Annotated in this window: 26 protein-coding genes; 18 read left to right on the forward strand and 8 right to left on the reverse strand. The window is 72.8% G+C overall.

The annotated features are described in order from the left end of the window. Positions 1-10: 10 nt before the first annotated feature. The 4 genes from ACFU5G_RS11230 to ACFU5G_RS11245 all read left to right on the forward strand — a co-directional run bounded on the left by ACFU5G_RS11230 (position 11) and on the right by ACFU5G_RS11245 (position 3,343). Positions 11-967 (forward strand): NAD(P)-dependent alcohol dehydrogenase, encoded by a 957-nt coding sequence (locus tag ACFU5G_RS11230; RefSeq protein ID WP_377243809.1) that lies wholly within the window; start codon positions 11-13, stop codon positions 965-967. Between the two features lie 76 nt (positions 968-1,043). Beyond that, complete coding sequence (locus ACFU5G_RS11235; RefSeq protein WP_377243812.1) at positions 1,044-1,943, forward strand: aldo/keto reductase; 900 nt, start codon at positions 1,044-1,046, stop codon at positions 1,941-1,943. 3 nt (positions 1,944-1,946) lie between these two features. After that, entirely contained in the window at positions 1,947-2,963 is a 1,017-nt protein-coding gene (locus ACFU5G_RS11240) for an aldo/keto reductase (RefSeq protein WP_377243815.1), read from the forward strand. A gap of 14 nt (positions 2,964-2,977) precedes the next feature. Next, positions 2,978-3,343 carry a DUF2255 family protein gene (locus ACFU5G_RS11245; RefSeq protein WP_377243817.1) on the forward strand — a complete coding sequence of 122 codons (366 nt, stop codon included), beginning with the start codon at positions 2,978-2,980 and terminating at the stop codon, positions 3,341-3,343. Between the two features lie 17 nt (positions 3,344-3,360). On the opposite strand, the gene ACFU5G_RS11250 is transcribed toward ACFU5G_RS11245, so the two are convergent. Then, a complete protein-coding gene (locus ACFU5G_RS11250; RefSeq protein WP_377243820.1) occupies positions 3,361-3,828 on the reverse strand; it encodes a hypothetical protein in 468 nt (155 codons plus the stop codon). Positions 3,829-3,869: 41 nt separating this feature from the next. After that, complete coding sequence (locus ACFU5G_RS11255) at positions 3,870-4,706, reverse strand: helix-turn-helix domain-containing protein (RefSeq protein WP_377243823.1); 837 nt, start codon at positions 4,704-4,706, stop codon at positions 3,870-3,872. A 132-nt stretch (positions 4,707-4,838) separates the two neighbouring features. Between ACFU5G_RS11255 and ACFU5G_RS11260 the strand changes: the two genes are divergently transcribed. Together ACFU5G_RS11260 and lnt are read left to right on the forward strand one after the other, a co-directional pair. Then, on the forward strand, positions 4,839-6,035 hold the full coding sequence (locus ACFU5G_RS11260) for a Gfo/Idh/MocA family protein (protein ID WP_377243826.1): 1,197 nt from the start codon (positions 4,839-4,841) through the stop codon (positions 6,033-6,035). A gap of 53 nt (positions 6,036-6,088) precedes the next feature. Next, positions 6,089-7,726, forward strand: coding sequence for an apolipoprotein N-acyltransferase (gene lnt / locus ACFU5G_RS11265; protein ID WP_377243829.1), 1,638 nt, complete (start codon positions 6,089-6,091; stop codon positions 7,724-7,726). Positions 7,727-7,730: 4 nt separating this feature from the next. Here the strand turns inward: lnt and ACFU5G_RS11270 are convergent, their stop codons facing one another. Next, a complete protein-coding gene (locus tag ACFU5G_RS11270; protein WP_377243832.1) occupies positions 7,731-8,714 on the reverse strand; it encodes a hypothetical protein in 984 nt (327 codons plus the stop codon). Positions 8,715-8,938: 224 nt separating this feature from the next. Here ACFU5G_RS11270 and ACFU5G_RS11275 point away from each other — a divergent pair, with 224 nt between their 5' ends. The 7 genes from ACFU5G_RS11275 (at position 8,939) to ACFU5G_RS11305 (ending at position 16,363) form a co-directional block, all read left to right on the forward strand. Next, entirely contained in the window at positions 8,939-10,333 is a 1,395-nt protein-coding gene (locus ACFU5G_RS11275) for a carbohydrate-binding protein (RefSeq protein ID WP_377243835.1), read from the forward strand. 80 nt (positions 10,334-10,413) lie between these two features. Continuing rightward, on the forward strand, positions 10,414-11,619 hold the full coding sequence (locus ACFU5G_RS11280) for a 4-oxalomesaconate tautomerase (protein ID WP_377243838.1): 1,206 nt from the start codon (positions 10,414-10,416) through the stop codon (positions 11,617-11,619). Further along, positions 11,616-12,662 carry an amidohydrolase family protein gene (locus ACFU5G_RS11285; RefSeq protein ID WP_377243841.1) on the forward strand — a complete coding sequence of 349 codons (1,047 nt, stop codon included), beginning with the start codon at positions 11,616-11,618 and terminating at the stop codon, positions 12,660-12,662. The genes ACFU5G_RS11280 and ACFU5G_RS11285 overlap by 4 nt, the downstream gene beginning before the upstream one ends. Further along, on the forward strand, positions 12,655-13,338 hold the full coding sequence (gene ligK, locus ACFU5G_RS11290; protein ID WP_377243844.1) for a 4-carboxy-4-hydroxy-2-oxoadipate aldolase/oxaloacetate decarboxylase: 684 nt from the start codon (positions 12,655-12,657) through the stop codon (positions 13,336-13,338). The genes ACFU5G_RS11285 and ligK overlap by 8 nt, the downstream gene beginning before the upstream one ends. A gap of 9 nt (positions 13,339-13,347) precedes the next feature. Further along, a complete protein-coding gene (locus ACFU5G_RS11295; RefSeq protein ID WP_377243847.1) occupies positions 13,348-14,262 on the forward strand; it encodes an amidohydrolase family protein in 915 nt (304 codons plus the stop codon). A 46-nt stretch (positions 14,263-14,308) separates the two neighbouring features. Next, positions 14,309-15,670, forward strand: a complete 1,362-nt coding sequence (locus ACFU5G_RS11300) for an MFS transporter (RefSeq protein WP_377243850.1) — start codon at positions 14,309-14,311, stop codon at positions 15,668-15,670. A gap of 66 nt (positions 15,671-15,736) precedes the next feature. Then, complete coding sequence (locus ACFU5G_RS11305; protein WP_377243853.1) at positions 15,737-16,363, forward strand: GntR family transcriptional regulator; 627 nt, start codon at positions 15,737-15,739, stop codon at positions 16,361-16,363. Here ACFU5G_RS11305 and ACFU5G_RS11310 read toward each other — a convergent pair. Further along, a complete protein-coding gene (locus tag ACFU5G_RS11310) occupies positions 16,335-16,808 on the reverse strand; it encodes a hypothetical protein (protein ID WP_377243856.1) in 474 nt (157 codons plus the stop codon). The genes ACFU5G_RS11305 and ACFU5G_RS11310 overlap by 29 nt on opposite strands. Continuing rightward, entirely contained in the window at positions 16,805-17,275 is a 471-nt protein-coding gene (locus ACFU5G_RS11315) for a DM13 domain-containing protein (RefSeq protein ID WP_377243859.1), read from the reverse strand. Before ACFU5G_RS11315 ends, ACFU5G_RS11310 begins: the two co-directional genes overlap by 4 nt. A gap of 146 nt (positions 17,276-17,421) precedes the next feature. Between ACFU5G_RS11315 and ACFU5G_RS11320 the strand changes: the two genes are divergently transcribed. The 4 genes from ACFU5G_RS11320 to ACFU5G_RS11335 are packed head-to-tail and all read left to right on the forward strand — an operon-like array spanning position 17,422 to position 21,442. Continuing rightward, on the forward strand, positions 17,422-18,120 hold the full coding sequence (locus ACFU5G_RS11320) for a response regulator transcription factor (protein ID WP_377243862.1): 699 nt from the start codon (positions 17,422-17,424) through the stop codon (positions 18,118-18,120). Next, positions 18,117-19,259, forward strand: coding sequence for a sensor histidine kinase (locus tag ACFU5G_RS11325; RefSeq protein ID WP_377243865.1), 1,143 nt, complete (start codon positions 18,117-18,119; stop codon positions 19,257-19,259). Before ACFU5G_RS11320 ends, ACFU5G_RS11325 begins: the two co-directional genes overlap by 4 nt. Positions 19,260-19,301: 42 nt before the next feature. Beyond that, a complete protein-coding gene (locus ACFU5G_RS11330) occupies positions 19,302-20,231 on the forward strand; it encodes an LLM class flavin-dependent oxidoreductase (RefSeq protein WP_377243868.1) in 930 nt (309 codons plus the stop codon). After that, positions 20,228-21,442, forward strand: a complete 1,215-nt coding sequence (locus tag ACFU5G_RS11335; RefSeq protein ID WP_377243871.1) for an MFS transporter — start codon at positions 20,228-20,230, stop codon at positions 21,440-21,442. Before ACFU5G_RS11330 ends, ACFU5G_RS11335 begins: the two co-directional genes overlap by 4 nt. Positions 21,443-21,494: 52 nt before the next feature. On the opposite strand, the gene ACFU5G_RS11340 is transcribed toward ACFU5G_RS11335, so the two are convergent. Next, positions 21,495-22,181 (reverse strand): hypothetical protein, encoded by a 687-nt coding sequence (locus ACFU5G_RS11340; RefSeq protein WP_377243874.1) that lies wholly within the window; start codon positions 22,179-22,181, stop codon positions 21,495-21,497. Between the two features lie 103 nt (positions 22,182-22,284). Next, a complete protein-coding gene (locus ACFU5G_RS11345) occupies positions 22,285-23,979 on the reverse strand; it encodes an HNH endonuclease (protein ID WP_377243883.1) in 1,695 nt (564 codons plus the stop codon). A gap of 680 nt (positions 23,980-24,659) precedes the next feature. On the opposite strand from ACFU5G_RS11345, the gene ACFU5G_RS11350 reads away from it, so the two are divergent. Beyond that, positions 24,660-25,043 (forward strand): VOC family protein, encoded by a 384-nt coding sequence (locus tag ACFU5G_RS11350; protein WP_377243877.1) that lies wholly within the window; start codon positions 24,660-24,662, stop codon positions 25,041-25,043. Positions 25,044-25,083: 40 nt separating this feature from the next. Here the strand turns inward: ACFU5G_RS11350 and ACFU5G_RS11355 are convergent, their stop codons facing one another. After that, the gene (locus ACFU5G_RS11355; RefSeq protein WP_377243880.1) at positions 25,084-26,250 is read right to left on the reverse strand and encodes an ROK family protein; all 1,167 of its coding nucleotides are present in this window, start codon (positions 26,248-26,250) and stop codon (positions 25,084-25,086) included. Positions 26,251-26,277: the final 27 nt, after the last annotated feature.

The raw sequence follows: 26,277 nt of genomic DNA on the forward strand, positions 1-26,277 counted from the left end.
GGGAGGCACGATGCGGGCCGTCATCCAGGACCGGTACGGGAGCGCGGACGTCGTGGTGGTCGGCGAGCTGCCCGACCCCGTCCCGGCGGACGACGAGGTGCTGATCGCGGTCCGCGCCACGTCCCTGAACGGGTCGGACCGCGAGAACCTCGTCGGCAGGCCGTTCTACGCGCGGGTGGGCGGCCTGCGGCGCCCGCGGCACCCCGTCCCGGGGTCGGACGTCGCCGGGACGGTCGTGGCGGTGGGGCGGTCCGTGACCGAGTACGCGCCGGGCGACGAGGTGTTCGGGGAGCTGGCCGGCTACCGCGGCGGGCTCGCCCGGTACGTCGCGACGTCGCCCCGGCTGCTGGCCCGCAAGCCGGAGCACCTGTCCTTCGTGCGGGCGGCGGCGGTGCCGCAGGCCGGGTGCATCGCGCTGCGCGCCACCCGCGGGCTGGGGCCGGGCGACAAGCTCCTGGTCAACGGCGCGGGCGGCGCGGGCGGGGCGCTCGTGATCGGCCTCGCGCGGCACCTGGGCGCCCACGTGACGGCCGTGGACCGGGCCGACAAGGCCGGTCACCTGCTCCGGGTCGGCGCCGACGACACCGTCGCGTTCGAGCACTGCGACTGGGCCGACCAGCGCGACCGGTACGACCGCGTCGTGGACCTGGTGGCCCGGCGCTCCCCGTTCCGGGTGCACCGGGCGCTGCGGGCCGGCGGGTCCTACCTGATGGTCGGCGGCCGCACCCGCGTGCTGCTCGCGACGCTCGTGGCCGGGCCGCTGCTGCGGCTGCTGACCGGCAAGCGCGTCGGCGTGCTGTTCGTGCCCCAGTCGCGCGCGGACCTCCAGGAGGTCGCGGACCTGGTGACCGACGGCGTCGTCGTCCCCGCGATCGACGAGGTGCGGCCGCTGGAGGAGGCGCCGGCCGCGTTCGCGCGCCTCGAGGCGGGGGACAACCTGGGCAAGATCGTCGTCGAGATCTCCTGACCGCCCGGGAGGGCACCGCCAGCGGGGTAACAGCAGGACCTGTCACATCGGCGGGGCCGTGCCTACCGTGAAAGGCATGACGGTGCACACCAGCAAGATCCCCACCCTCACCCTGAACAACGGGGTCGAGATGCCGGCCCTGGGCTACGGCGTCTTCCAGACCCCGCCGGCCGAGACGGTCGCCGCCGTCGAGACGGCACTCGGCGCCGGTTATCGCCACGTCGACACCGCGGCCGCCTACGGCAACGAGCGCGAGGTCGGCGAGGCGATCCGCCGCTCCGGCCTCGACCGCTCCGACGTCTTCGTCGAGACCAAGGTCTGGATCAGCGACTACGGCTATGACGCCACGCTGCACGCGTTCGACAAGAGCGCCGCCAAGCTCGGCGTCGAGACCATCGACCTGCTGATCCTGCACCAGGCCCTGCCGAGCCGGTTCGACCTCACCACCGAGGCCTACCGCGCGCTGGAGACCCTGCTCGCGGACGGCAAGGTCCGCGCGATCGGCGTCAGCAACTTCATGCCCGACCACCTGGAGCGGCTCGCCGAGGCGACGTCGGTGGTGCCCGCCGTGAACCAGGTCGAGGTGCACCCCTACTTCCGCCAGCCCGAGGTGCTCGAGGCGGACGCCGCCGCCGGGATCCTCACCCAGGCCTGGTCGCCCATCGGCGGCATCACGTTCTACCGCGACGCCGGCCACACCAGCACCCTGGAGGACGCCACGATCGTGGGCATCGCCCAGGCGCACGGCAGGACGCCGGCCCAGGTCATGCTCCGCTGGCACCTGCAGCAGGGGCGCTCGGCCATCCCCAAGTCGGTCACGCCCAGCCGCATCGCGGAGAACCTCGACGTGCTCGGCTTCGAGCTGAGCGGCACCGAGCTGGCCGCGATCGACGCCCTGGACACCGGCCGCCGCGGCGGGCCCGAGCCCGCGGACGTCACGCTCGACACCTTCGGCCGCGAGATCCCGGAGGCCTGAGCCATGCGCTACCGCCCGCTCGGCCGCACCGGCGTCCAGGTCAGCCCGCTCACGCTCGGGGCCATGATGTTCGGTCCCTGGGGCAACGACGACCGCGAGGACGCCACCCGGATCATCCACCGCGCCCTGGACGCGGGGATCAACGTGGTCGACACCGCGGACGTCTACTCCGCGGGTGTCTCCGAGGAGATCGTCGGCGCGGCGATCGCCGGCCGCCGGGACGACGTGTTCCTCGCGACCAAGTTCTTCATGCCGATGGGCGACGACCCGAACCACCGCGGCGGCTCCCGCCGGTGGATAGTGCGCGAGGTCGAGAGCTCGCTGCGGCGGCTCGGCACCGACCACATCGACCTCTACCAGGTGCACCGGCCGTCGCCCGACACGGACGTGACCGAGACGCTCGGCGCGCTGACCGACCTGGTGCGGCAGGGCAAGATCCGCTACCTCGGCTCGTCCTCGTACTCCGGCTCGCAGATCGTCGAGGCCCAGTGGGCCTCCCGCGAGCGGCACCTCGAACGCTTCGTGACCGAGCAGCCGCCGTACTCGATCCTCGTGCGCGGTATCGAGGAGGACGTGCTGCCCACCGTGCGGCGGCACGGCATGGGCACGCTCACCTACAGTCCGCTGAGCGGCGGCTGGCTGTCCGGCCGCTGGCGCAAGGACGCGGCGTCCAGTCCGACGTCGAGCGCACGGCCGGGCGCCCGGTTCGACATGAGCCTCCCCGCCAACCAGCGCAAGCTCGACGTCGTCGAGGAGCTCGCCCTGCTCGCGGAGCAGGCGGGCATGACGCTGATCGAGCTGGCGATCGCGTTCGTCCTGAACCACCCGGGGGTCACCTCGGCGATCGTCGGTCCGCGCACCATGGCGCAGCTCGAGTCCTACCTGCCCGCCGCGGAGATCACGCTCACCGCCGACGTCCTGGACCGGATCGACGAGCTGGTCGCCCCCGGCGTGACCCTCAACCCCGAGGACAACAGCTACGGCGCCCACGAGCTGACGCCGGCCGAGCTGCGCCGCTGAGAACCGGAGGAAGCATGAGCACCTGGACAACCGAGGACCTCGCCACGATCGACGCCGACGGCGAGCTGCGCGTCGCCGCCCGCCGGCCCGACGGCACCCTCCGCACGTCCCGGATCGTCTGGCACGTCGTCGTCGACGACGCGCTGTTCATCCGGTCCGTCCGGGGGCAGGACGGCGCCTGGTACCGCGGCGTGCTGCGTACCGGTACCGGCGTGATCGACGCCGGCGGCATCCGCGCCGAGGTGACGTTCACGGCCGACGACGCCCACGACGAGGCGATCGACCGCGCCTACCACGCCAAGTACGGCGACGGCTCGGCCGTGCGCTCGATCACCAGCGCCGCCGCGACGGCGACCACGCTGCGGGTCGAGCCCCGCTAGGCGAGGTCGGCGCCGGGCTAGGCGAGGTCGGCGTGCGAGAGGTCCTCGATCCCGGACGGGGTCGTGCCCTCGAAGAGCACGCCGATCCCGTACGGGTCGGCCAGCCGGAGGCGGGACTCCGTGAACCGCAGCAGCCAGGTGCCGTCGGCCCAGACAACCGCCCCGGGCTCGGCGGCCGGCGGCTCCGCGGCGTCCAGCGTCGCGAGCTCGTCGGCCGACAGGCCGAGCTCCGGCTCCCGCAGCCGCTCGCGCAGGTACGCGACGGCCAGGTCGGCGAGCTCGTCGAACCGGCCCAGCACGGCGGCGGCCAGGTCCAGGGTCTCCTGGTCCGGCGCGGCGGCGGGCTCCGTCAGCACGCTCACGGGCCGGTGGTCGGCGTCTGCCGACCAGCAGGCGATGCCCTCGGGGGACTCGATGCGGGTGAACGTCGTCCCCGCGATGTCCAGGCGGTCGGGGATCTCCGTGCGAGCGGGAAGGTCGGCCACCGCGGCAGTCAAGCACAGGCCGGGTCGGGCAGAGCCGGGGCTCACCCGGGCTGGTCGTGCTGGTTCTCGCGCCGGTACGCGGCCGGCGGCATGCCGCACGCGTCGCCGAACGCGGTGTAGAACCGGCTCACGGAGCTGAAGCCCGACTCGGCCGCGACGTCGGCCACCGGCAGGCCGGTCGTGACCAGCAGGCGCCGCGCCTCGGCCAGCCGGCACCGGGTCAGGTAGTCGACCATGGTGGTGCGCACGACCTTGCGGAACTGGGCCATGGCGTAGTTGGGGTGCAGCCGCACCGACCGTGCGACGTCCGCGACGGTCAGCGGCTCGCGGAAGTTCTCGGCGATGTGCCGCACCATCGCCAGCACCTGGCGCAGGGCCGGGTCGCCCGCCGTGAACTGCCGTACCGGCTGCCCCGGCGTGGCCAGCCCGAGGCGACGCACCCGGGCCTCGATCTCCAGCATCGCGACGCGGCGCAGCTCCGGCTGCTCGCCCGACAGGTCGGCGGCCCACTGCGTGAAGTTCGCGTCGTCGGTCGTCAGCGCCGCCTCGGGCGGCGAGATCAGCGGCATGCCGGACAGGAGCCGGCCGACCAGGGCGGTGGGCAGCCCCCAGCCGAGGAAGGTCGAGAACGGCACGTGCACCCAGTGCGCCCGGGTCGCCGTGCTGGCGATGAGCTGGTGCGGCACGGCCGCCCAGAACGCGGCGACGGACCCGGGGCCGATCTCGACCGGCGCGCCACCGAACAGGTAGAGCATCGTGCCGCCCTCGGTGACGAGGTTGATCTCCAGGTCGTCGTGCTGGTGGGCGGTGCCCATCAGCGTGGGGCGACCGGACCAGCTCACGAGGGCGGGCGGCTCGATCTCGATCTGCGACGTCATCGGCCACCCCGCTATCTGATGATCCGGGAAGAACCGGCTCTGATCCATGAAGAGTTCGCCGATCGTAGGTACGTAGGGTCGAGGCCGTCAACGCCGGCCGCATCGCCGCGGCCCAACCTCAAGGAGCTCTTCGTGTTCACACTTGGCATCGTCGGAGCCGGCCAGTTCGCCGGGCAGTTCGTCAAGCTCTGGAACCTGCACCCCGGCGTCGGGGACATCTACGTCACCGACCTGCTGCCCGAGCGCGCCGAGAAGCTCGTCGGGGAGTACGACCTCGCCGGGACCGTGCCGTCCTTCGAGGCCCTGCTCGCCTCCGACGTCGACGCCATCGCGATCTTCACGCAGCGCTGGACGCACGGGCCCCTGGTGGTGCAGGCGCTGCGCGCCGGCAAGCACGTCTACTCCTCGGTGCCGATGGCGATCTCCGAGGAGGAGATCGAGGCGATCGTCGAGGCCGTCCGCGAGACCGGGCTGACCTACATGATGGGCGAGACGAGCTACTACAACCCGGCGACCGTCCACGCCCGCGACCAGGCCGCCAAGGGCGCGTTCGGCCGGCTCTTCTACGCCGAGGGCGACTACCTGCACGACATGGACCTCGGCTTCTACGACGCCTACAAGTACAGCGGCGGCGAGAACTGGAAGTCCACCGCGAGCTACCCGCCCCTGATGTACCCGACGCACTCCCTGGGCGGCATCCTCGGCGCCTGGCAGACGCACGCGACCAGCGTCTCGGCGATCGGCGTGCTCGACGACCGCGGGGACGGCGTGTTCGACAAGGAGGTCAGCCAGTTCGCCAACGACTTCTCCAACGCCACCGCGCTGTTCGAGGCCGCGGGCGGCGGCGCGTTCCGCATCAACGAGTTCCGCCGGGTCGGGTTCCCCTCGCACTTCCGCGAGTCACGGTTCCGGTTCTTCGGCACCGAGGCCAGCATGGAGCAGCTCGTGAACGTCAGCCTCTGGCAGGACAAGGAGACGGTCGTGGACCTCACGGAGCACCTGGCGCCCAAGCCCACCCTCTCGCCCGACGACCCGTCGCTGGAGCACGTCTCGCCCGCGCTGCGCGACGCCTTCACCTCGGGCTCCGCGCCCGTGCACGACCGCTCGCGCCTGCCCAAGGAGTTCGCGAACGTGTCCAACGGCCACGAGGGCAGCCACCACTTCCTGGCCGACGACTTCGTCACCGCCGTCAACACCGGCACCCTCCCGCCCGTCAACGCCTGGGTCGCCGCGCGGTACACGATGCCCGGCATCGTCGCGCACGAGTCGGCGCTCAAGGGCGGCGTCCGGCTGGACATCCGCGACTTCGGGGACGCGCCGGGAGCCTGACCGGCCGGACGCCGCGTCCAGAGCTCCCAGGCCGGGGTGGGAGACTCTGGGGCGTGACGCAGGCAGCACCCTCGCAGCCGGCCCCCGGCGCCGGCACCCATGAGCCGCGGGCGACCGCCCGGACCGAGTCCCCGGGCCGGGCCCGCACGCGGCTCCTCGACCCGCCCCTCCTGCCCCTGTGGGCGGCCGTCCCGGTGGCCGCCCTGGCGGGGCTGGCGCTCGACGGCGCCTTCCCGTCACTCGGGTGGTGGCCGCTCGCGTTCGTCGCGGTCACCCTCTCGCTGCTCACGTTCATCGGCCGGCGGGCCTGGGGCGCGGTCCTCGTCGGCGCGGCGTTCGGTGCGGCGTTCTGGTTCCCGCACGTGTCGTGGTCGTCGCGGTTCCTCGGCGACGACCCGCTGGGCTGGGTGCCCTGGGTGGCGCTGGCCACCGTGCAGACCCTCTTCACGGCGGCGCTGTCGCCGCTGATCACGCTGGCCTACCGATGGGTGCCGCGCCGCGGCACGGCCGGCGCGCTGCGGCTGGTGGGACTGCCCCTGCTCGTGGCCGGCGCCTGGATGACGCGCGAGCTCGCCATGGGCTCCTGGCCCTACGGCGGCTTCCCCTGGGGCCGCCTCGGCATGAGCCAGTCCGCGAGCCCGATCGCGCCCGTCGCGTCCTGGCTGGGCGTGTCCGGGCTCGGCTTCTGCATGGTGCTGCTGTGCGCCGCCGTCATCGAGGTGGTCCGGACCGTGCGCACCGGCTCCACCACCCGGCGGTGGACCGCCGCCGTGCCCGCGGTGGCGCTCGCGGCCCTGCTGCTGGTCGCGCCCCAGTTCCCGACGTCGGACGCCGGCACGCTGCGCGTCGGTGCCGCCCAGGGCGACGGCCCCGCCGCCTACTCCGACGCGCGGGAGCCGGGCGACATGCTCGACTCCCAGCTCGCGGCGTCCGCCCCGCTGGAGGACGACCAGGTGGACCTCGTGGTCTGGCCGGAGGGTGGCGTCGACAGCGACCCGCCGGCCACCACGTCCACGGCGGTGGCCCTGGACTCGGCCGTCCGCCGGTACGGCGCCCCGCTGCTGCTGAACGCCGCGTCGGCGGACGGCGACCTGATCTACAACCGGTCGTTCCTGTGGACGCAGGACGGCGCCGTGGCCTCGCACGCCAAGCGGCACCCCGTCCCGTTCGGCGAGTACGTGCCGGACCGGTGGCTGTACGGCGCCATCGTGCCGAGCCTCGTCAACCTCTTGGGCCGGGAGTACACGCCCGGCACCGACGTGCCGGCCGTCGACACCGGCGACGCCGTCGTCGGGCTCGCGATCTGCTTCGACGTCGTGTTCGACGACGTGATCCGCGAGGGCATCGGCAACGGCGCGCAGGCCTTCATGTTCCAGACCAACAACGCCGACTTCCGGGGCACCGACGAGAACCTGCAGCAGACCGCGTTCGCGCGGATGCGGGCCATCGAGACCGGCCGCGCCGTCGTCAACCTCTCGACCACGGGCACCAGCCAGGTGTTCGCGCCTGACGGCGCCGCGGGCCGGTCCCTGCCCGCGGCCGAGCCCGGGCTGATCGTCACGGACGTCGAGCTGCGCGACGGCGTCACCGCGGGCGTGGCCCTCGGGCCGTGGCTCCAGGTGCTGATGGCGGCGGGCACCCTGGTGACCCTCGTCGCGCTGGGCGTGGCCGCCCGCCGCCGCACGGCCTGAGGGCTCAGCTCGCCCGGGCCACCGCGATGTTGGTGTTCCCGCGCTGGCCGGCCTCGTAGAACATGTACAGCCCGCCGCCCTCCTCGGCGAAGCTCGGGGCCGCGGCCCGCGTGGCCTGCGGCTCCGTGTACAGCACCCCGAGGTGGTTCTCGCGGTCGAAGCTCGTGCCGACGTCGGCGACGTGCATGCTGCCGGAACCGCCGTGGTAGACCACGTGGCCGCCGCCGTTGCGCGACCAGTAGTGGGCGCCGGAGAGCTGCCCGCCCTCGCCCGCGGCCGGCGAGATCAGCGGCTGGGGCTTGAACTGCCAGCCCGAGGTGAGCCGGTTGGACCAGCCGATGAAGATCTTGCGGGTCCCGGCCTGCGCGCCCATGAACAGCATGATCTGCGTGTCGGACTTGGTGGGGTGCGGGAACACCCGCGCGTAGGACGTCTCGGTGACGTCACTGGGCAGCATCGCGGTGGTGAGCACGGTGCCCGCGTAGGTGAAGCTGCGCCCGTCGGCCGACGACGCCACCCGGGTGGTCGTGTTCTCCCCGTGGAAGTACAGGTAGAGCCGGCCGTCCGCGGCGTTCCAGACGGCGTGCGGGCTGGAGACGTGGCTCACCGAGTAGTGCGGTGACCAGGTGCGGGAGATGACCGGGTTGCCCGAGTACTCGCGCCACGGGCCGTCGAGCGAGTCGGCGTAGGCCAGGCAGATCCCGCCGGGCGCGTCGTGCGGGGCGTAGTACATGTACCAGCTGCCCAGCGGGTTCTGGACCCGGCCCGCGACGTTGCGGACCGACGGGAAGATGAGCTCGTTCGTCGGGTTGTAGGCCAGGGCCGACTTGTTCAGCGCGGCGCCGACCCGCTGGAACGTGGGGAAGCCAGGCACCGCGGCGGCCGCCCGGGGTGGTGCGGCGACGCCGAGGGCGGCGGCCGAGCCGAGCACGGCCGAGCCCAGGAGCAGGCTGCGGCGGTCGAGCAGGAGCTTTCGGTCCGATTCCATGGTGACTCCCGTCCGGCCCGGTGGGTCGCCGCGCTCCGGTGCGCGGCGGTGCGGTTGCCGCCCGGGCCGTTCGGGGTCGAATCTCCGGCCTGCGTGGTGCAGGGGTCAACGGTGATGATGCGACCTATCAGCCCCGGGCGCGTTCATCTCGCGGCCACGGCCCGGCCACGCGTACCTCGTAGCGTCGCGGCCGCACCGATTTCCGACCCCGGGGAGAAGAACCGATGTCATCCGCACCTGTACGCCCTCGACGCCTGCTGGCGGCCGTTGCCGCGGGCGCGACGCTCGCGGCAATGGCCATCGCGCCGTCGGCCACCGCCACGACCGTGCCGCCCGCCGAGCCCAAGCCCGAGGTGGACGGCGTCAGCGAGCTCAACGTGCTCACCTTCAACGTGTGGCACGGCGGCACCCAGATCGACGACGGCGCGCGCGAGATCGCCGACGTCCTGCTGGAGACCGACGCCGACGTCACGTTCCTGCCCGAGCAGGGGGACGCCCCGCGCGAGGTCGCCGCGCTGCTCGGCTACGACCACGTGATCGCGACCGACACCGGCATCGTCTCGCGGTACCCGATCCTGGAGACCAGCACGGTGGACCGCTGGTGGACCAAGGCCGTGCTCGACGTGAACGGCACCGAGGTCGTCGCCTACGGCGGCCACCTGGAGTACCGCTGGTACGCCACCTACCTGCCGCGCGGCTACGGCGGCGCCGTCCAGGGCGACTGGCCCGACGGCTGGGACACGTGGGACAAGCTGCCCGGCGGCCCAGTCACCGACGTGGACGCGATCCTGGAGGCCAACCGGCAGTCGGGCCGCCCCGCCACGGCCGCGGCGCTCGTCGCGGACGTCGCGGCCGAGCGCGCGGCGGGCCGCATCGCCGTCGTCGGCGGCGACTTCAACGAGCCGTCCGTGCAGGACTGGACCGAGGCGACCGCCGACCTGCAGGACCACAACGGCCTGGTGATCCCGTGGCAGTCGACGCAGACGCTGCTCGACGGCGGACTGGTCGACGCGTTCCGCGAGGTGCACCCGGACCCGGTCGCGAACCCTGGTGTGACCTGGCCGTCCGACAACCCGCTCTTCCCGACGACGGACCTCACCTGGGCGCCCGAGGCCGACGAGCGCGACCGGATCGACTACGTGTTCGTCACACCCGACGAGCGGGTCTCGATCGACGACGCCGCCGTGGTGGGGCCGCAGTCGACGATCGTGCGCAACGAGCGGGTCGACGACGACAGCGCCGACCAGATCCTGACGCCGGACGCCGTCTGGCCGTCCGACCACAAGGCCGTGCTCGCCTCGTTCAGCGTGTGCGACGACGGCTGCGCGCCGGCCGCTCCCGCCTGGGACGCGTCGGCGGTCTACACCGCGGGTGACGAGATCTCGTACGAGGGCTCGACCTGGCGAGCGGCCTGGTGGACCCGGGGCCAGGAGCCCGGCGCTGCCTACGGCCCGTGGCAGGAGATCGTGGAGCGGGACGGCGTGGCGCGGTGGACGCCGTCGCGCATCTTCGAGGCAGGTTCCGTGGCGGTCTACGAGGGTCGTACCTACGACGCCAAGTGGTGGACCCGCAACGAGAAGCCGGGCCCGCCGCGGGGGCCGTGGGTGACTCAGGGGTAGCCGCTTTTCGGCGACAAAATTGTCAACAAGATTGTTGATGGACTACGGTGCCGGGACACGCCTCATGGAGGAGGAGCGCAGTGACCGCCACCGATGGCCCGTCCTATCGCCGTGCCCGCACCGCGGGCTCGCAGACCGCGGTGCCCGCGCTCGTCATGCGCGGCGGCACGTCGCGGGGCCTGTTCCTCGACGCCCGCACCCTGCCCGCCGACCCGGCCGTGCGCGACGCCGTGCTGCTCGCCGCGATGGGCTCGCCCGACCCCCGCCAGATCGACGGCCTGGGCGGCGCGCACCCCCTGACCAGCAAGGTGGGGATCGTGTCGCCCGGGTCCGGCGGCGTCGACGTCGAGTGGACGTTCGCGCAGCTGCAGCCCGACTCCGACGTCGTGGACACCACGCCGAACTGCGGCAACATGCTGGCCGCGGTGCTGCCGTTCGCCATCGAGACCGGCATCCTCGTGCCGGACGGCGACACCACCACGGCCTCGGTGCTGACCCGCAACACGGGCGCGGTCGCGGACATCACGGTGCCCACGCCGCTGGGCGCCGACGGGCGCCGGTACGTCGAGTACGCCGGCGACGCCCGGATCGACGGCGTGCCGGGCACGGCCGCGCCGGTGCGCATCGCATTCCTCGACACCGCCGGCTCCGTGGCCGGCAGCCTGCTGCCCACCGGGAACGTGCGCGACACCGTCACCGTGCCGGGCCTCGGCGAGGTCGAGGTGACCCTGATCGACAACGGCCAGCCGCTGGTGATCGTGCGCGCGGACCGGCTCGGCGCCCGCGGCGACGAGACCCCGGCCGAGATCGACGCCGACGCGGCGCTCAAGGACCGCGTCGAGCGCCTCCGCCTCGACTGCGGCCGGGCCATGGGCCTAGGCGACGTCACGGCGAAGAACTACCCCAAGATGACGCTCGTGTCGGCGCCCGCCGACGGCGGCAGCATCACCACCCGCTCGCTCATCCCGCGCGTGGCCCACCAGTCCATCGGCGTGCTCGCGGCGGTCACCGTCGCGACGGCGTGCGTGCTGCCGGGCAGCGTGGCGCACGAGGTCGCCGTCGTGCCGGATGTCGCGGGGCCGGGGGGCGGGCGCGAGGTCACCGTCTCCGTCGAGCACCCCTCGGGCGAGTTCTCGGTGACGCTCGGCCTGGGAGCCGGCGACCCGCCCGCCGTCGTCGGCTCCGCGCTCCTGCGCACCGCCCGTCTGCTCATGACGGGCGAGGTGCTGGTGCCGCGCGCCGTCTGGGACCCGACCACCGAGAAGAACGAGGAGGCCACCGCGTGATCATCGACGTGCACGGCCACTACACGACCGCCCCCGAACCGCTCGGCGCCTGGCGCGACGCGCAGGTCGCCGCCCTGGCCGACTCGGGCCTGGCCCCCGACCCGGCTGGCCCGCGCATCAGCGACGACCAGATCCGCGAGACGCTCCAGGCCCACCAGCTGAGGCAGATGGACGACCGCGGCATCGACGTCACCGTCTTCTCGCCCCGCGCGTCGTTCATGGCACACCACGTCGGCGACCTCGCGACGTCGACCGCCTGGGCGCGGATCTGCAACGACCTGTGCGCCCGCGTGGCCGGGCTCTTCCCGGACCGGTTCGCGCCCGGCGCCATGCTGCCGCAGTCGCCCGGCGCCGACCCGGCGACGTCGGTCCCCGAGATCGAGCGGGCCGTGACCGAGCTGGGCGCCGTCACCGTGAACCTCAACCCGGACCCGTCCGGCGGGCACTGGACCGCGCCGCCCCTGACCGACCGCTCCTGGTACCCCGTCTACGAGAAGCTGGTCGAGCTCGACGTGCCCGCGATGGTGCACGTCTCCACGAGCTGCAACCCCGCCTTCCACACCACCGGCGCGCACTACCTCAACGCCGACACCACGGTGTTCATGCAGCTGCTGCAGGGCGACCTGTTCGCCGACTTCCCGGACCTGCGGCTCGTGATCCCGCACGGCGGGGGAGCGGTGCCCTACCACTGGGGCCGGTTCCGCGGCCTCGCCCAGGCGCTGGGCAAGCCGGAGCCCGAGGAGATGCTCGGCACCAACGTCTTCTTCGACACGTGCGTCTACCACCAGCCCGGCGCCGACCTGCTGCTCGACGTGATCCCGCGCGACGGCGTGCTGTTCGCCTCGGAGATGATCGGCGCCGTGCGCGGCATCGACCCGCGCACCGGCCACCACTTCGACGACACCCGGCGCTACATCGAGTCCCACGCCGCGACCCGGGGCCTGGATGACGCCGCAACCCGCGCCCTGTTCGAGAGCAACGCCCGCCGCGTCTACCCGCTGCTCGACCGGCGCCTGACCGAGAGGGGGCTGACCCGTGTCTGAGCTCGGAGTCGTCCACACGAACATCCGCCGCGCCGACCCGGCCGCCGTCGAGGCGCTGTCGCGCTTCGGCGTCGCCACCGTCCACGAGGCCCTCGGCCGCCTCGGCCTCATGCGGCCGTACCTGCGCCCCGTCTACGAGGGCGCCGCGATGTGCGGCACCGCCGTCACGGTGCTGCTCCAGCCCGGCGACAACTGGATGCTGCACGTCGCCGCCGAGCAGGTGCGCCCCGGCGACGTCGTCGTGGCCGCCTGCACCACCGAGAGCGAGGACGGGTTCTTCGGCGACCTGCTCGCCACCTCGATGAAGGCCCGCGGCGCCCGCGGCCTGGTGATCGACGGCGGCTGCCGCGACGTCGACACCCTGCGGGCGATGGACTTCCCGGTGTTCTCCCGCGCGGTCAACGCGAAGGGCACCGTCAAGGCCACGCTCGGCTCGGTGAACGTGCCGGTCGTGTGCGCCAATGCGCTGGTCACCCCGGGCGACGTGGTCGTGGCGGACGCCGACGGCGTCGTCGTCGTGCCCGCCGCCCGGGCCGCGGAGGTGGCCGAGGCCGCCCGCCGGCGCGAGGACAACGAGGCCGCCAAGCGCGAGCGGTTCGCCGCCGGCGAGCTGGGGCTCGACCTCTACGACATGCGACCGAGGCTGGCCGAGCTCGGCCTGACCTACACGGACTGAGGACGGATCATGACCGACAAGGACGTCACCCCCGGCTGGCTGCACTGGTACCAGGGCCCGACGAAGCCCGCCTTCACGCTGCCCGACGGCGCCGTGGACGCGCACTGCCACGTGTTCGGCCCCGCCGACCAGTTCCCGTTCGCGCCCGAGCGCAAGTACACGCCCGTCGACGCGTCCGCGCAGCAGCTCTTCGACCTGCGCGACCACCTGGGCGTGAGCCGCAACGTCATCGTGCAGGCCACCTGCCACGGCGCGGACAACAGCGCCCTGGTCGACGCCCTGGAGCGGTCCGGCGGCCGGGCTCGCGGCGTCGCGACCGTCCGCGCCGACGTCACCGACGAGGAGCTGCGCCGCCTGCACGACGCCGGGGTGCGCGGCGTCCGCTTCAACTTCGTCAAGCGGCTGGTCGACGCCGTCCCCACCGCGGCGCTGGAGACCATCGCGGCGCGGATCGCCCCGCTGGGCTGGCACGTCGTCATCTACTTCGAGGCCGCCGACCTGCCCGACCTGAAGGACTTCTTCGCCGCCCTCCCGGTACCGCTGGTGGTGGACCACATGGGCCGCCCCGACGTCACCAAGGACCCCGACGGGCCCGAGTTCGCCGAGTTCCTCGACTTCGTGGCGGCGAACGACGTGTGGGTCAAGGTCTCCTGCCCGGAGCGCCTCACCGTGATCGGCGCCCCCGCCCTGGACGGCGAGCGCCACGCCTACGCCGACGTCGTGCCGTTCGCCCGCAAGGTCGTCGAGCGCTTCCCGGACCGGGTGCTGTGGGGCACCGACTGGCCGCACCCCAACCTCAAGGACCACATGCCCGACGACGGGCTGCTCGTGGACCACATCCCGCACGTCGCACCGACCCCCGAGCTGCGGCAGGCGCTGCTCGTGGACAACCCCCAGCGCCTGTACTGGCCGACGGAGGCCTGAGCCGACCCCGGGCGACGACGCCCGAGGAACCAGAAGGAGACCCCCCTTGCAGACCCGGACCAACGCGGCCAACCGGATCGACCGGTTGCCGATCTCGAAGTTCCACAAGACCACGATGGTCGCCCTGGCCTTCACCTACTTCTTCGAGTTCGCGGACATCAACACGTTCGCGATCACCGCCCCCGTGATCCGCGAGCAGTGGGGCGCGAGCGTCAACCACGTCGCGTACGTGACGTCGCTGTCGTTCGTCGGCATGTTCATCGGGTCGATCGTGGCCGGCGGGCTCGCCGACCGGCTCGGCCGCAAGCGCACGCTGGTGGCGACCACCATCTGGTTCTCGGTGTGGTCGTTCGCGACGATCTTCGCCTGGGACATCTTCTCGATGGGCCTGTTCCGCGTCATGACCAGCGCGGGCCTGTCCGCGATGACGGTCGTGGCCGTGGTCTACATCAACGAGCTCTTCCCGAAGGCGGTGCGCGGCAAGTACCAGGCGTACGTGATCATGATCGGCATCTGCGGCACGCCTGCGACCAACCTGATCGCCTCGTTCGTGGTGCCGATCAACGACTGGTCCTGGCGGCTCGTCTACCTGTGGGGCTCGCTCGGTGTCCTCTTCCTGTTCTTCGTGCGCAAGCTCGCCGAGTCGCCGCAGTGGCTGGAGTCGCGCGGCCGGCACGACGAGGCCGACGCGGTGCTGCGGGACATGGAGGCCCAGGCGGTCGCCCAGCACGGCACGCTGCCCGACGCCGCCGTGCCGGTGGAGACCGGCCCCGCCACACGGGCGGGCCTGGCGATGCTCAAGGACAAGAAGTTCCTCTACCCGACCATCCTGCTGTCGGTCCTGTGGATCACCCAGACGATCGGGTTCTTCGGGTTCTCGTCCTGGGCGCCCACGCTGCTGGCCGCCGAGGGGATCAGCGTCGAGGACTCGATCTTCTTCGTCGCGCTGACCACCGTGGGCGCGCCGCTGGGGTCCTTCCTGGCCGCGCAGGTCACCGACCGGTTCGAGCGCAAGTGGTGCCTGGTCGTGTTCGCGCTGGTCATCGCCGGGTCCGGGCTCCTGTACGGCCTGACGTTCACGCCCGTGCTGATCGTCGTGTTCGGGTTCCTGGTCAACCTGTTCGAGCGCGGCTACACGGCCCTGGCCTACGCGTACTCGCCCGAGCTGTACGACACCAAGGGGCGGTCGCTCGGCACCTCGATCTCGTACGGCCTGGGGCGGCTGTCCAACGCCGTCGGGCCGCTGATCATCGCGGGCCTGTACAGCGGGCACGGGTACCAGACCGTCTTCTACTTCATCGCGGGCACCTGGGTCGTGGGTGCGCTGGCTCTGGCGGTCTTCGGTCCGGCCACGCGCAAGGCGCGGCTGGCGTCGGCGTCGGCGTCGGAGGTGGGCGCCAGCCGTTAGGGTGCTCGTATTGTTGACAATCGCTTCGCGCCCGGGGGTGGCGGACGACGACGTGAGAGGGACGTGATGGTGGACGACGCCCAGGTGCGGGACGAGCTGCGAGCGGCGATCCTGCGGGGTGACTTCGCACCACGTCAGCGGCTCGTCGAGGCCGATCTGTGCGAGCAGTTCGGCGCGCGCCGGTTCGCGGTGCGCGCCGCGCTGCAGGACCTCGTGGCCGAGGGCCTCGTCGAGCGCCAGCAGAACCGCGGGGCCCGGATCCGCGAGATCAGCCTCGACGAGGCGATCGAGATCAGCGAGATCCGCCGCGTCGTCGAGGGGCTGGTCGCGGCGCGTGCCGCCGAGCGGCTCACCGCGACGGACGCGAAGCGGCTCTCGGGGATCGGCCGCCGCATGCGGGAGGCCGTGGAGGCCGGGGAGTCGGCGGTCTACAGCGACCTCAACGCGGAGCTGCACGCGACGCTGCGCGAGATCGCGCGGCACGAGACCGCCAACCGGATCGTGGCGCAGCTGCACGGGCAGATGGTGCGCCACCAGTTCGCGCTCTCACGCGTTCCCGGCCGGTCGGCGGTCTCGCTGGCTCAGCACGAGGCGGTCATCGAGGCTGTCGTCGCGCGCGACCCGGCCGCGGCCGAGGCCGCGATGCGGGCCCACATCACCTCCGTCATCGAGGTGCTGCGCTCGCTGGGCTGAGCCGGCCACGTCTCACGAGCGCCGTCACCGACACGCGCGAGGCGAGCGCCGGCCACGCGACGAGCACGACCGCGAGGGCGACCATCACCGGGTAGGACTCCGTGAGCTGGTCGGCCGACCAGTAGCTCAGCAGGGTCGCGACGCTCGCGAGCGCGACCGGCAGGGTGAGCACCCCGGCGACCAGCGCGACCCCGAGGCCCACCTCCAGCAGCGGCATCAGCACGCCGAACAGCCCGGACGCGGGGCCCAGCACGTGCTCCGCGAAGACCTGGAAGTAGCCGGGCACCCGGCTGCTGGCCGCGGCGCCGTCGGCCACGAGCCGGATGTCGGCGGCGCCGAAGCCCGCCCGGTACTTGATCAGCCCTTCGTTGATCCAGAGCAGGCCGAGCGCGACCCTCGCCGCCGTCGTCAGCACGACGGCGGCGAGGTTCAGGGCACGGCTCATGCCAGGGCCGCGGCGCCGAAGACGGCCTTGGCCTTGTCGCAGTGGATGACGACGGTGTCGTAGCCCGCCACGTCCACGCCGTCCAGGGCGAAGGTCTGGGACGCCTCGTCGAAGGCGACGACGTCGATCTCGGTGCCGGCCGCCACGGCGGCCTCGTCGGTCCCGTTGGTGAGGTAGACGTGCAGGTCGGGGCCCTCGTCGGAGGAGTAGCCCGAAAGCACGACCTCGGTGGCACTCACCTCCACCGTGCCCGCGACCGCCTTGTCGTTCAGGCCCTCGAAGGTGCCGGTGCGGGCCTCGGCGGCCATGTCGTCGCCCATGTCCTCCGTCATGTCCTCGGACTGCTCCTGGGACGACATGCTCTGCTCCGACATCGCGTCGCCCGACCCGTCGTCGTCGGCGCCGCAGCCCGTGAGCAGCAGGGTGGCGGTCAGGACGGCCGCGCTCGCGAGTGCTGTCTTGCGCATGAGAAGTGCCTCTCTGTCAGGTTCGTCGGTGCCGTCGGCAGGACGCCGGCGACGTCGTCGAACCTAGGCAGGGCGCCCCCGCGGACGCGGGAGTCTTGCAGAGGCGTAAGAACTGCGAAGGGCCTCGCGCGGTTACGCTGCCGAGCATGGGAGCACAGGTCGAGGTCATGGTCGTGGAGGACGACGACACCGTCCTGGCCGTGGTGACCGACTACCTGGGCGGGCGCGGCTACGCCGTCACCGCCCACCGCGACGGGCTCGTCGCCCGGGACGCGCTGCGCACGGCCCGCCCCGACGTGCTGGTCCTGGACCGGATGCTGCCCGGGGTCAGCGGGGACGAGCTGTGCCGGCAGGTCCGGTCGGCGGCCCCGCGGACGCCGATCATCATGCTCACCGCCCTGGACGCCGTCGAGCAGCGGATCGACGGGCTGGAGCACGGCGCCGACGACTACATCGCGAAGCCGTTCGCGCTGCGGGAGCTGCAGCTGCGCATCGACGCCCTGGTCCGGCGCAGCCGCGCCGTGCACGTCTCGCCGACGCCGTTCACGCTGGGGCCGTTCCGTGTCGACCCTGCGCACCGCCGGATCTGGGCGACGGGCGCCGAGATGACGCTCACCGCCCGCGAGTACGAGCTGTTCCTCTTCCTGCTGCAGAACCCGGACCGCACCCTGACGCGCGACGACATCCTGCGCGAGGTGTGGGGCTGGAGCTTCGGCGAGGAGTCCACGGTGACCGTCCACGTGCGCCGGCTGCGCGAGAAGATCGAGCCGGAGCCCCGCTACCCCCGCTACCTGCTCACCGAGTGGGGCCGCGGCTACCGCTTCACCGTCGGGGCCGCCGCATGATCCTCTCGGCCGGAGACCTGCTGCTCATCCTCGGCACCGCCGCGGTGTGCACGGCGGTGACCACGGTGCTCGCGCTCCTGGTCCTGCGTCGTCGCCGGCGGCGTTCGGTCACCGCGCCGTTCGTCGTCCTGGTGGTCGCCGCGATCGCCTCCATCGTCTGCTCGACCGTGGCGATCTCCGCCCTGATGTACCTGTCCCTGCACGACCTGCAGGTGATGCTGTGGGTGGTCGGGCTGTCGGCGCTGCTGAGCCTCGCCGCGACGCTCGGCACCGCCCGTGCCGTGAGCAGGTCGTTCGCCCAGCTCGGGCAGGCGGTGGAGCGCGTCGGCCACGGCGCCGTCGTCGGCCCGGAGGTCTACCAGGGCAGGGAGCTCGCCGACCTCTCGGCCCAGCTCGCCGTCGCCTCCGAGCGGCTCGCCGCGGCGCGCACGGAGATCGAGCAGCTCGACGCCGCGCGCCGGCAGTTCTTCGCCTGGATCTCGCACGACCTGCGGACGCCACTCACCGGGGTCAGTGCCCTCGCGGAGGCCTTGGACGACGGCGCCGTCGCGGACCCGGCCGACTACGTGCGGCGCATCCGGGCCCAGGTCGGGACGATGAACCGGCTGGTCGACGACCTGTTCGCGCTGTCGCAGATCCAGAGCGGGGCGCTGCGGCTGCGCCCGGAGGACATCGCGCTGCTGGACGTCGTGTCCGACGCCGTCGCCGACGTGCACCAGCTGGCCGTCGCGAAGGAGATCCGCATCGAGCACGCGGGGGTCGAGGGCCGGACCCTGCGCGCCGACCCGCACGAGCTGACGCGCGTCGTGGTGAACCTCCTGACCAACAGCATCCGCCACGCCCCGCACGGCTCCGAGATCCTGGTGTCCGCCGACCGGGCCGGCGACCGGCTGGTGCTCTCCGTGCTCGACCAGGGCAGCGGGGTCGACAGCGAGGACCTCACGCGGATGTTCGAGATCGGCTGGCGGGCCAGCGAGGCACGCACGCCGGACGCGCGGCCGGTCGCCGGGTCGCCCGGCGCGGGGCTCGGGCTGGCCATCGTCCGCGGCATCGTCCAGGCGCACGGCGGTGACGTGCGGGCCGAGCACGTGCCGCAGGGTTTCCGGCTCGACGTGGCGCTGCCCGCCCCGGCGATCTGAACGGCTCTCGTATCGATACGATCGTTCTGGTAGAACTGCGCCATGACCTCTCCGCAGATCGGTGTCGTCCTCCCGCGTGACCTGCCCGCCGCCCAGGTGCTGCCGTACGCGCGTGCCGCGGAGCGGCTCGGCTTCGACGAGCTCTGGGTCGTCGAGGACCTGGGCTACCGCGGCGGCCTGGTGCAGGCCGCCGCCGTGCTGGGTGCCACCGAGCGGATCCGCGTCGGCATCGGCATCCTGCCCGCCGCAGTGCGCAACCCAGCGTTCGCGGCGATGGAGATCGCCACGCTGGAGCAGCTCCACCCCGGCCGTACCGACGTCGGCGTGGGGCACGGGATGCCGGGCTGGATGCGCCAGGCTGGTGCCTGGCCCGAGCGTCCGCTCACGTTCCTCGCCGAGTACGTGACCACCCTCCGGACCCTGCTGGGCGGCAGTTCGGCGGGTGAGGTGCGCCTCGACCCCACGGCGGTGCCCGACGCCGTGCCGCCGCTGCTGCTCGGCGTGCGGGGGCCGCGGTCGCTGGCGGCGTCCGGCCGGGTCGCGGACGGCACCGTGCTCGCGGAGCCGGTCGCGCCCGAGTACGCGGCGGCCGCGCTGGAGGCGATCGCGCCGCAGGGCGAGCACCGCCTGGTGGCCTACAACATCGGGGCCGTCGACGACGACGCGGCCGTCGCGCTGCGCACCGCGCGGCCCGGACTGGAGTGGATCGGTGAGCCCGACTGGGCGCCGCACGTCGCACCCCTGTCGTTCGCTCAGGAGTTCGCGGCGCTGCGGGCCTCGTCCGCCTCCCGTGCGGAGTTCGTCGAGCGGATGCCGGACGAGTGGGTCGCACGCCTCGCGCTGGCGGGCACGCCTGCCCAGGTCCGGGAGCGGATCGACGAGCTCGGGCGCGCCGGGGTGACCTCCAGCGTGTTCATCCCCGCCGGCCCCGACCCGCTGGCGGCCCTCGCCGCGCTGGCCCGCGTGCTGTGAGCGCGCACCTGACGCCGTCGGCGCAACGCCGGCGGGCCGCCCTGTTCGTGTCCTTCTTCATGACCGGCGTGTCCATGGCCACGTGGGTCTCCCGCACGCCCGCGATCCGCGACGCGACCGGCTCGACCACGGCCGAGATGGGGCTGATCATCGCGGGTCTGTCCGCGGGCTCCATGGTGGGGATTGCCCTGGCCGGCACGCTGGTGGCCCGGCGCGGCGCCCGGTTCGTCGTGCTGTGGGGCATGATCGCGATCGTGACCGGCGTCGCCGTGGTGGCGGTCGGCACCGCGACCGCGCAGGGCTGGCTGGTCGCCGTCGGCCTCGCGTCGTTCGGGTACGGCATGGGCTCGGGCGAGATCGGGCAGAACGTCGAGGGGGTCGACGTCGAGCGGGCGCTGCGGCGCACCGTGGTGCCGAGCCTGCACGGCAGCTACAGCCTCGGCGTCTGCGTGGGCGGGCTGGTCGGCCTGGGCGCGAGTGCCGCGAGCGTGCCGGTGCTCGGGCACCTGGTGGCGGTGGCCGCGCTGACCGCGATCGCCACGGCGGCCCTGGTGGCCAACCTGGCCCACGACGTCGGGCGGGAGGACGCCGACGCGGGGCAGCGGCGTCGTCCGCTCGGCGAGACCGTCGGGGCGTTCCTCGCGGTGTGGCGGGAGCGGCGCACCCTCGCCATCGGCGTGATCGTGCTGGGCATGGCCCTGGCCGAGGGGTCGGCGAACGACTGGCTGCCGCTGATCATGGTTGACGGGTTCGACCTGTCGGCGGCGACGGCGTCGCTGATCTACGCGTTCTTCGGCCTGTCCATGGCGATCGGGCGGTTCAGCGGCGGGTTCTTCCTGGACCGGTTCGGGCGGGCGCCCGTCATGGTGGTCAGCGCGCTGCTCGCGATCGCCGGCATCGCCCTGGTGGCGTTCGCGCCGTCGGCGGCGCTGGGGGCCGTGGGCGTGCTGCTGTGGGGGATCGGGGCGTCGCTCGGCTTCCCGGTGGCGCTGTCGGCCGCGGGCGACGACCCGCTCAACTCGGCGCGCCGGGTCAGCGCCGTGGCCACGGCCGGCTACACGGCGTTCCTCGTGGGGCCGCCGGTGCTGGGCTTCGTCGGCGAGCACTTCACGCTCCGGCTCGCGATCCTGCTGGTCATGGTGCTGGTCGCGGTCTCGGCGTGCTTCGCGCGCGCGGTCACGCCGCCGGCGGGGGTGGCGCGCCCGGCGTAGGGCGTCCGAGATGACATCGCGCGACACGAGGCAAAGCCTGGTCCACCTGAACTCAGATCCCGCCTAGCAACGTGGCCGGGCCTTGAGCGTTCGATCTGACGAACAGAGTCACATCGCTGCTGGTAGCTACCACCAGCGTCCTGCCCGACGGAGAGAACCCCGCCGCGCGGAGCTCTCCATGCTGCTGATCATCGAAGATGTGCCACCACGACGTCCCCGGCTCGCCAGCGTTGAGGCCGCCGCCCGCCGACAGCATGACCCGTTGATGGGGCCACTCCGGGGCGACGACGTCGATGCTCCACCCGTCCGCCGTGGTCGTGTGCAGGCCACCACCGAACAACCCGGCGATCATGACTCGGGTGCCCGTCAAGGCGCCGATACCCGGGCACGCCAGATCTGGCCCATCCGGCGTCGCCACCTCAGGGTCGGGGTCGCGGTCGCGGGCGATCTTCGCTCCCGTAGTCGCGTCCAGCAGTCCGAAGCCATCCGTGGAGACGACCATCAACAGGTCATCACCCGTCTCTGGATGCACTCCGAATCCGACCCCTTGCAGGCCGCCGACAGTTACGTAGGACCCCGTCGCGCCCGTCGCCTGCCACGGCTCGGGCGGCCCGGTCAGCGGAGCCGACAGGTACTTCTCCCGCAACCGCTGCTGGTACTCCGTGAGCACGTGCCAACCTCTTCCGCGTTCCACCGGACCACCGCCGACCGCATACTGCTGGTCGCTCCTCGACGACACGCTGACAACCTACAGCTGCGAAAGCGTCGGGCAGAGAGACGACGAATCGACGATGACGCGACACAGCACAACGCAACACGGCCTAGTGCTGGTCTGTGGTGTGTCAGGCGGGGTTGGCACCGGAGAGGTCGGGACGACGGAACCGGGTGCGGGCTCGGTTGGTCGGCCGGTTGGGCGGTTGGTGAGCCGGCTGTGGTTGGCGGGGCGGTGGGCTCGGCCGGTAGGGGATCGCGCCGTGGGCGGGGGCGGTCTGGCAGCCGATCGAGTAGCGGCTGCGTGGGGTGCGGCCGGGTGCGGGGCCGGTCATGCCGACCGCCGGGGTCCAGGGTGGAGTCGCGGTGCGGTCGCGGGTCGGGGTGGTCTCCGGAACGTGGTTGGGCTCGCCGGTCGCCGACGCGCGCCCGTCACGGGGCACGGCCGTGTGTCGGTCGGGGGCCGTGTCGACGCCTCGGACCGCCTGACCGGTTCCCAGCGAGTCGTTGGATGCAGTTCCGTCGGAGCCCGCACGACGAACCGATGCCACGACGCCCGCCCTGGCTGGTGTCGGTGGTGTGGGCGCGACCGAGACGTACGTGTGCCCGGTGGGGGTGATGGTCTCGACGGCATGGAGTCCGTTGAACTGGGTCGTCTTCTGCGACCAGCCCGGTGCCTGCTTGGCGTGGTTGCACCGGGCGCACAGGCCCTGGCCATTGTCGAGACTGGTCGGGCCGCCCTCCACGTGTGGGGTGACGTGGTCCGTGTGCCGGACTGGGGCGTCGCACCAGGTAGTGGCGCAGATGCCCTGCTCGCGTGCGCGGAGCAGGCTCGACAGGCCGTGTGGGTGGAACCGGGAGGTGGACGTCGTCGCCAGGAGGCGGCCGTGCGGGTTGACGTAGATCGAGCGCAGCCAGGCCGTGTCGGTCTCGATCGCGTGCGCGGCAAGGTTCCGGGCGACCGGTGCCGGGACCACGCCCGCACCAGCGGGGGCGCCCTCGACCACCACGGCGGGCTGGTTGCCGCCGGCGAGGAGGGTGTCGTCAGAGACCAACAGGTTGATCGTGACCGGCACATCATTTGCTTGCCCGGGCTCACGAGTGGTGACGCGTTCGATGAGGGTGTCGGCCATGATCTGCCCGACCCCGCGCTCATCCCCGGATGCCTTGGCGGCGTCTGCGGTGGTCTTGAGCTGGGCGTAGGCCTGCACACCCTGCGCCATCGGGACCAGTGCGGTCAGGTAGACCATCAGGTCCGGTGCCGGACGGATCGAAACGCGGCGCTCCGTGACAGCCTTCGCGTTGCGCTTCACGCACGCGTGCACATCCAGCTGGGCGGCCAGTTCCTTGATTCGGGCCACGAGCCGGCGGGTGCTCATGCGGGCCAGTTCGGCCAGGTGTGCGGGTCCGCAGATCTCCTCGTCGATCAGGGCCCGGTGCTCCACGGACAGGTGCGAGGTCTCCCGGACCAGGAGGGTGGCCCGCCACTGCGACAGCACTCCGGCCTGCAACGCGGCGAACGTGCAAGGCATCTGGGTCACCCACACCCTGGACGTGGACACGAACCCGGCCCCCGCGTGCGGGCTGACCCGCAGCGCGGCACCGACCTGGTTCGACACACCCCGTCCACGACGCTCGGCACGGATACTCTGCCGCGCTTCCACGGCGCGGGTTGCTTCGTCCAGGGCGACCGTGAGCCTGGCCTGGGTCGCGGTGATCGCGTTCTTCACGGCCTCCAGCTCACCGAGCAGATCCACCCACTCGGCCTGCACCGCGCTCGAGACCACAGCACCAGACCCGATGTCAGTGGCTCCGGGCAAGATCATCTCCGCCAGGGCACGCCGCACCGCCCGCACCCCCGCCACATCAACTGTTCGGTCGAGCGTCGGCGCACCGGACGCCCCGGCAGTACCAGGCTCCGGAGCACTACCAGGCCGCAGCGCACTACCGGGCAGCAGGGCAGCACCGGCCAGCCCCGCCCCGCTAGGCAGCCTCGACCCGTTCCCGGGCAGCGCCGGCTGAGCAGGCTGCTTGCCTGCTCGTCCTGGCACCTCACCGGTTCGCGTCATGCCATCAACATATGGCACACCCGTACGCACCGCTCGTTGAACTGACCCGATCTGCCATCAGCAGAATCCGGCTGCTCGCCTTGTGGAAAAGCCTGGGAATCGACGGTCAGCGACCAGGATCTGCCCGTCCCTCTCGTCGATCACGCCAGGTGCTCGTCGCGGATGCAGAAACCTCACGAACGCCCGCACCAGCCCGCCCCCCACATCCAGCCGGCACCCCACATCCAGCCGGCACCCACCCCGTTGCGGGCCTGCAAGTGGCCCAGCCCGCCGCCCCGACCCACGCACGAGGACCCTGGACACTGACCTCGATGCCGCAGAGCCGGCCCGATCCTGCTGACCCGCCCCCACTCCCGCCGGACAGAAGCACCGATTCCTCAGCAGCTCCCCGGCCGAATGTCCTGGACAGGACAGCCCACGCCCCTACGGTGGGCCCCATGGCGAGACTTCACGACGTGGTGTTCGACTGCCGCCACCCAGCGTCCCTGGCCCGGTTCTGGGCGACCGTCCTCGACGGCTACGCCGTCGCCCCGTACGACGACGCCGAGCTGGCGCGCCTCCGCACCATCGGCGTCCACGACCCGGAGGACGACCCGTCCGTGCTGGTCGAGGGCCCGGCCGGGGCTCCACGCCTGTTCTTCAACGCCGTGCCCGAGCCCAAGGCGGTCAAGAACCGGGTGCACCTCGACGTCCGCGCCCCCGACCGGGACGCCGAGGTGGCGCGCCTCGTCGCGGCGGGTGCGGCCGAGGTGGGCCGGCACGAGAACTGGGTGGTCATGACCGACCCCGAGAGCAACGAGTTCTGCGTCTTCCCCGAGTAGCCCCGGGTCCCCGGACCCCGCCCGGCCACGAAACCCACCCTCAGCCCACCGGCCGCAGCGCCTCCCGGAACGCCGCGACCGCCGCGCCGCAGGCCCAGTCGATGAACGTGTGCCGGCGCACCACCAGGCGGCAGTTCGCCGCCGCCCCGAACGCGTGCGCGGCGAACTCCTCGCGGATCCGGCGCTCGTACAGGTCGTACTCCATGACGCCCTCGCCCGCGATGACCACCACCTCGGGGTCCACCAGGTTCGCCGTCACGGCCAGCGCCGCCCCGATGGCGGTGCCCGCCCGGTCGAAGGCGTCGACGGCGGTGCGGTCGCCGGCGTGCGCCAGGGCCACCGCGTCCGCGAGCGTGAGCGCGGGGTCGCCGTGCCCCGCGCGGACGGCGTCGCGGATGGCGCCCGACGACGCCACCGCCTCGACGCAGCCGCGGCGTCCGCACACGCACACGGCGTCGGCGGAGGCCAGGGGCAGGTGACCGATCTCGCCGACGACGCCGTGCGCCCCGACCACGACGTCGCGGTTGACGTAGATGCCGCAGCCGATGCCCGCGCCGATGGTGACGATGGCGAAGCTCTCCGCCTCGACGCCGAGCCCGAACCACTGCTCGGACCTGGCGAGCGCCCGCACGTCGTTCTCGACGACGACCGGCAGGTCGACCTCGCGCGCGAGCGCGGCGCCCAGAGGCACGTTGGCCCACCCGAGCAGCGGGGAGTGGCGCACGACGCCGGAGCCCGAGTCGATGTCGCCCGACACCGAGACGCCGATGCCCACGAGCCGGTCGGCGCTGTCCCCGAGCTTGTCCACGAGCCGGCGCGCGCAGCGCACGATCTCGGCCGTGACCGTCTCCGGGTCGTGCCGTGCCAGGGGCCGCCGGGTGGAGGTGAGCACCTCGTTGCCGATGCTCACCGCGACGGCCACGATCTCGTCGGCGTTGACCTTGACGCCGATCGCGAGCATCGAGCGGGGCACCACGCTCAGGGGGTAGACGGGCCGGCCCGGCGAGGAGCTCTCGGCGTGCTCGCCCACGGTCACGAAGCCGTCGCGGATCAGCGGGCTCACGGTCTTGGTCACCTTGGCCTGCGAGAGCCCGGTGAGCCGGCCGATCTCGATCCGGCTGACCGGACCGTGCGTGATGATGCGCGTGAAGATCTCCGCCGACGTCGCCGTGCGCAGCGCGGGGGTTCGGGCGACCAGGGGGCTCATGGAAAGACCTCGCCTTCGGGTCCGGGC

The sequence above is a fragment of the Promicromonospora sp. NPDC057488 genome (assembly GCF_042802395.1).
GTDB lineage: Bacteria > Actinomycetota > Actinomycetes > Actinomycetales > Cellulomonadaceae > Promicromonospora.

Coding starts and splice junctions, on each gene's coding strand:
- ACFU5G_RS11230 (WP_377243809.1), top strand. CDS start 11: ATGCGGGCCGTCATCCAGGACCGGTACGGGAGCGCGGACGTCGTGGTG.
- ACFU5G_RS11235 (WP_377243812.1), top strand. CDS start 1,044: ATGACGGTGCACACCAGCAAGATCCCCACCCTCACCCTGAACAACGGG.
- ACFU5G_RS11240 (WP_377243815.1), top strand. CDS start 1,947: ATGCGCTACCGCCCGCTCGGCCGCACCGGCGTCCAGGTCAGCCCGCTC.
- ACFU5G_RS11245 (WP_377243817.1), top strand. CDS start 2,978: ATGAGCACCTGGACAACCGAGGACCTCGCCACGATCGACGCCGACGGC.
- ACFU5G_RS11255 (WP_377243823.1), bottom strand. CDS start 4,706: ATGACGTCGCAGATCGAGATCGAGCCGCCCGCCCTCGTGAGCTGGTCC.
- ACFU5G_RS11270 (WP_377243832.1), bottom strand. CDS start 8,714: ATGGAATCGGACCGAAAGCTCCTGCTCGACCGCCGCAGCCTGCTCCTG.
- ACFU5G_RS11275 (WP_377243835.1), top strand. CDS start 8,939: ATGTCATCCGCACCTGTACGCCCTCGACGCCTGCTGGCGGCCGTTGCC.
- ACFU5G_RS11295 (WP_377243847.1), top strand. CDS start 13,348: ATGACCGACAAGGACGTCACCCCCGGCTGGCTGCACTGGTACCAGGGC.
- ACFU5G_RS11305 (WP_377243853.1), top strand. CDS start 15,737: ATGGTGGACGACGCCCAGGTGCGGGACGAGCTGCGAGCGGCGATCCTG.
- ACFU5G_RS11310 (WP_377243856.1), bottom strand. CDS start 16,808: ATGAGCCGTGCCCTGAACCTCGCCGCCGTCGTGCTGACGACGGCGGCG.
- ACFU5G_RS11315 (WP_377243859.1), bottom strand. CDS start 17,275: ATGCGCAAGACAGCACTCGCGAGCGCGGCCGTCCTGACCGCCACCCTG.
- ACFU5G_RS11320 (WP_377243862.1), top strand. CDS start 17,422: ATGGGAGCACAGGTCGAGGTCATGGTCGTGGAGGACGACGACACCGTC.
- ACFU5G_RS11325 (WP_377243865.1), top strand. CDS start 18,117: ATGATCCTCTCGGCCGGAGACCTGCTGCTCATCCTCGGCACCGCCGCG.
- ACFU5G_RS11330 (WP_377243868.1), top strand. CDS start 19,302: ATGACCTCTCCGCAGATCGGTGTCGTCCTCCCGCGTGACCTGCCCGCC.
- ACFU5G_RS11345 (WP_377243883.1), bottom strand. CDS start 23,979: ATGATCTTGCCCGGAGCCACTGACATCGGGTCTGGTGCTGTGGTCTCG.
- ACFU5G_RS11350 (WP_377243877.1), top strand. CDS start 24,660: ATGGCGAGACTTCACGACGTGGTGTTCGACTGCCGCCACCCAGCGTCC.
- ACFU5G_RS11355 (WP_377243880.1), bottom strand. CDS start 26,250: ATGAGCCCCCTGGTCGCCCGAACCCCCGCGCTGCGCACGGCGACGTCG.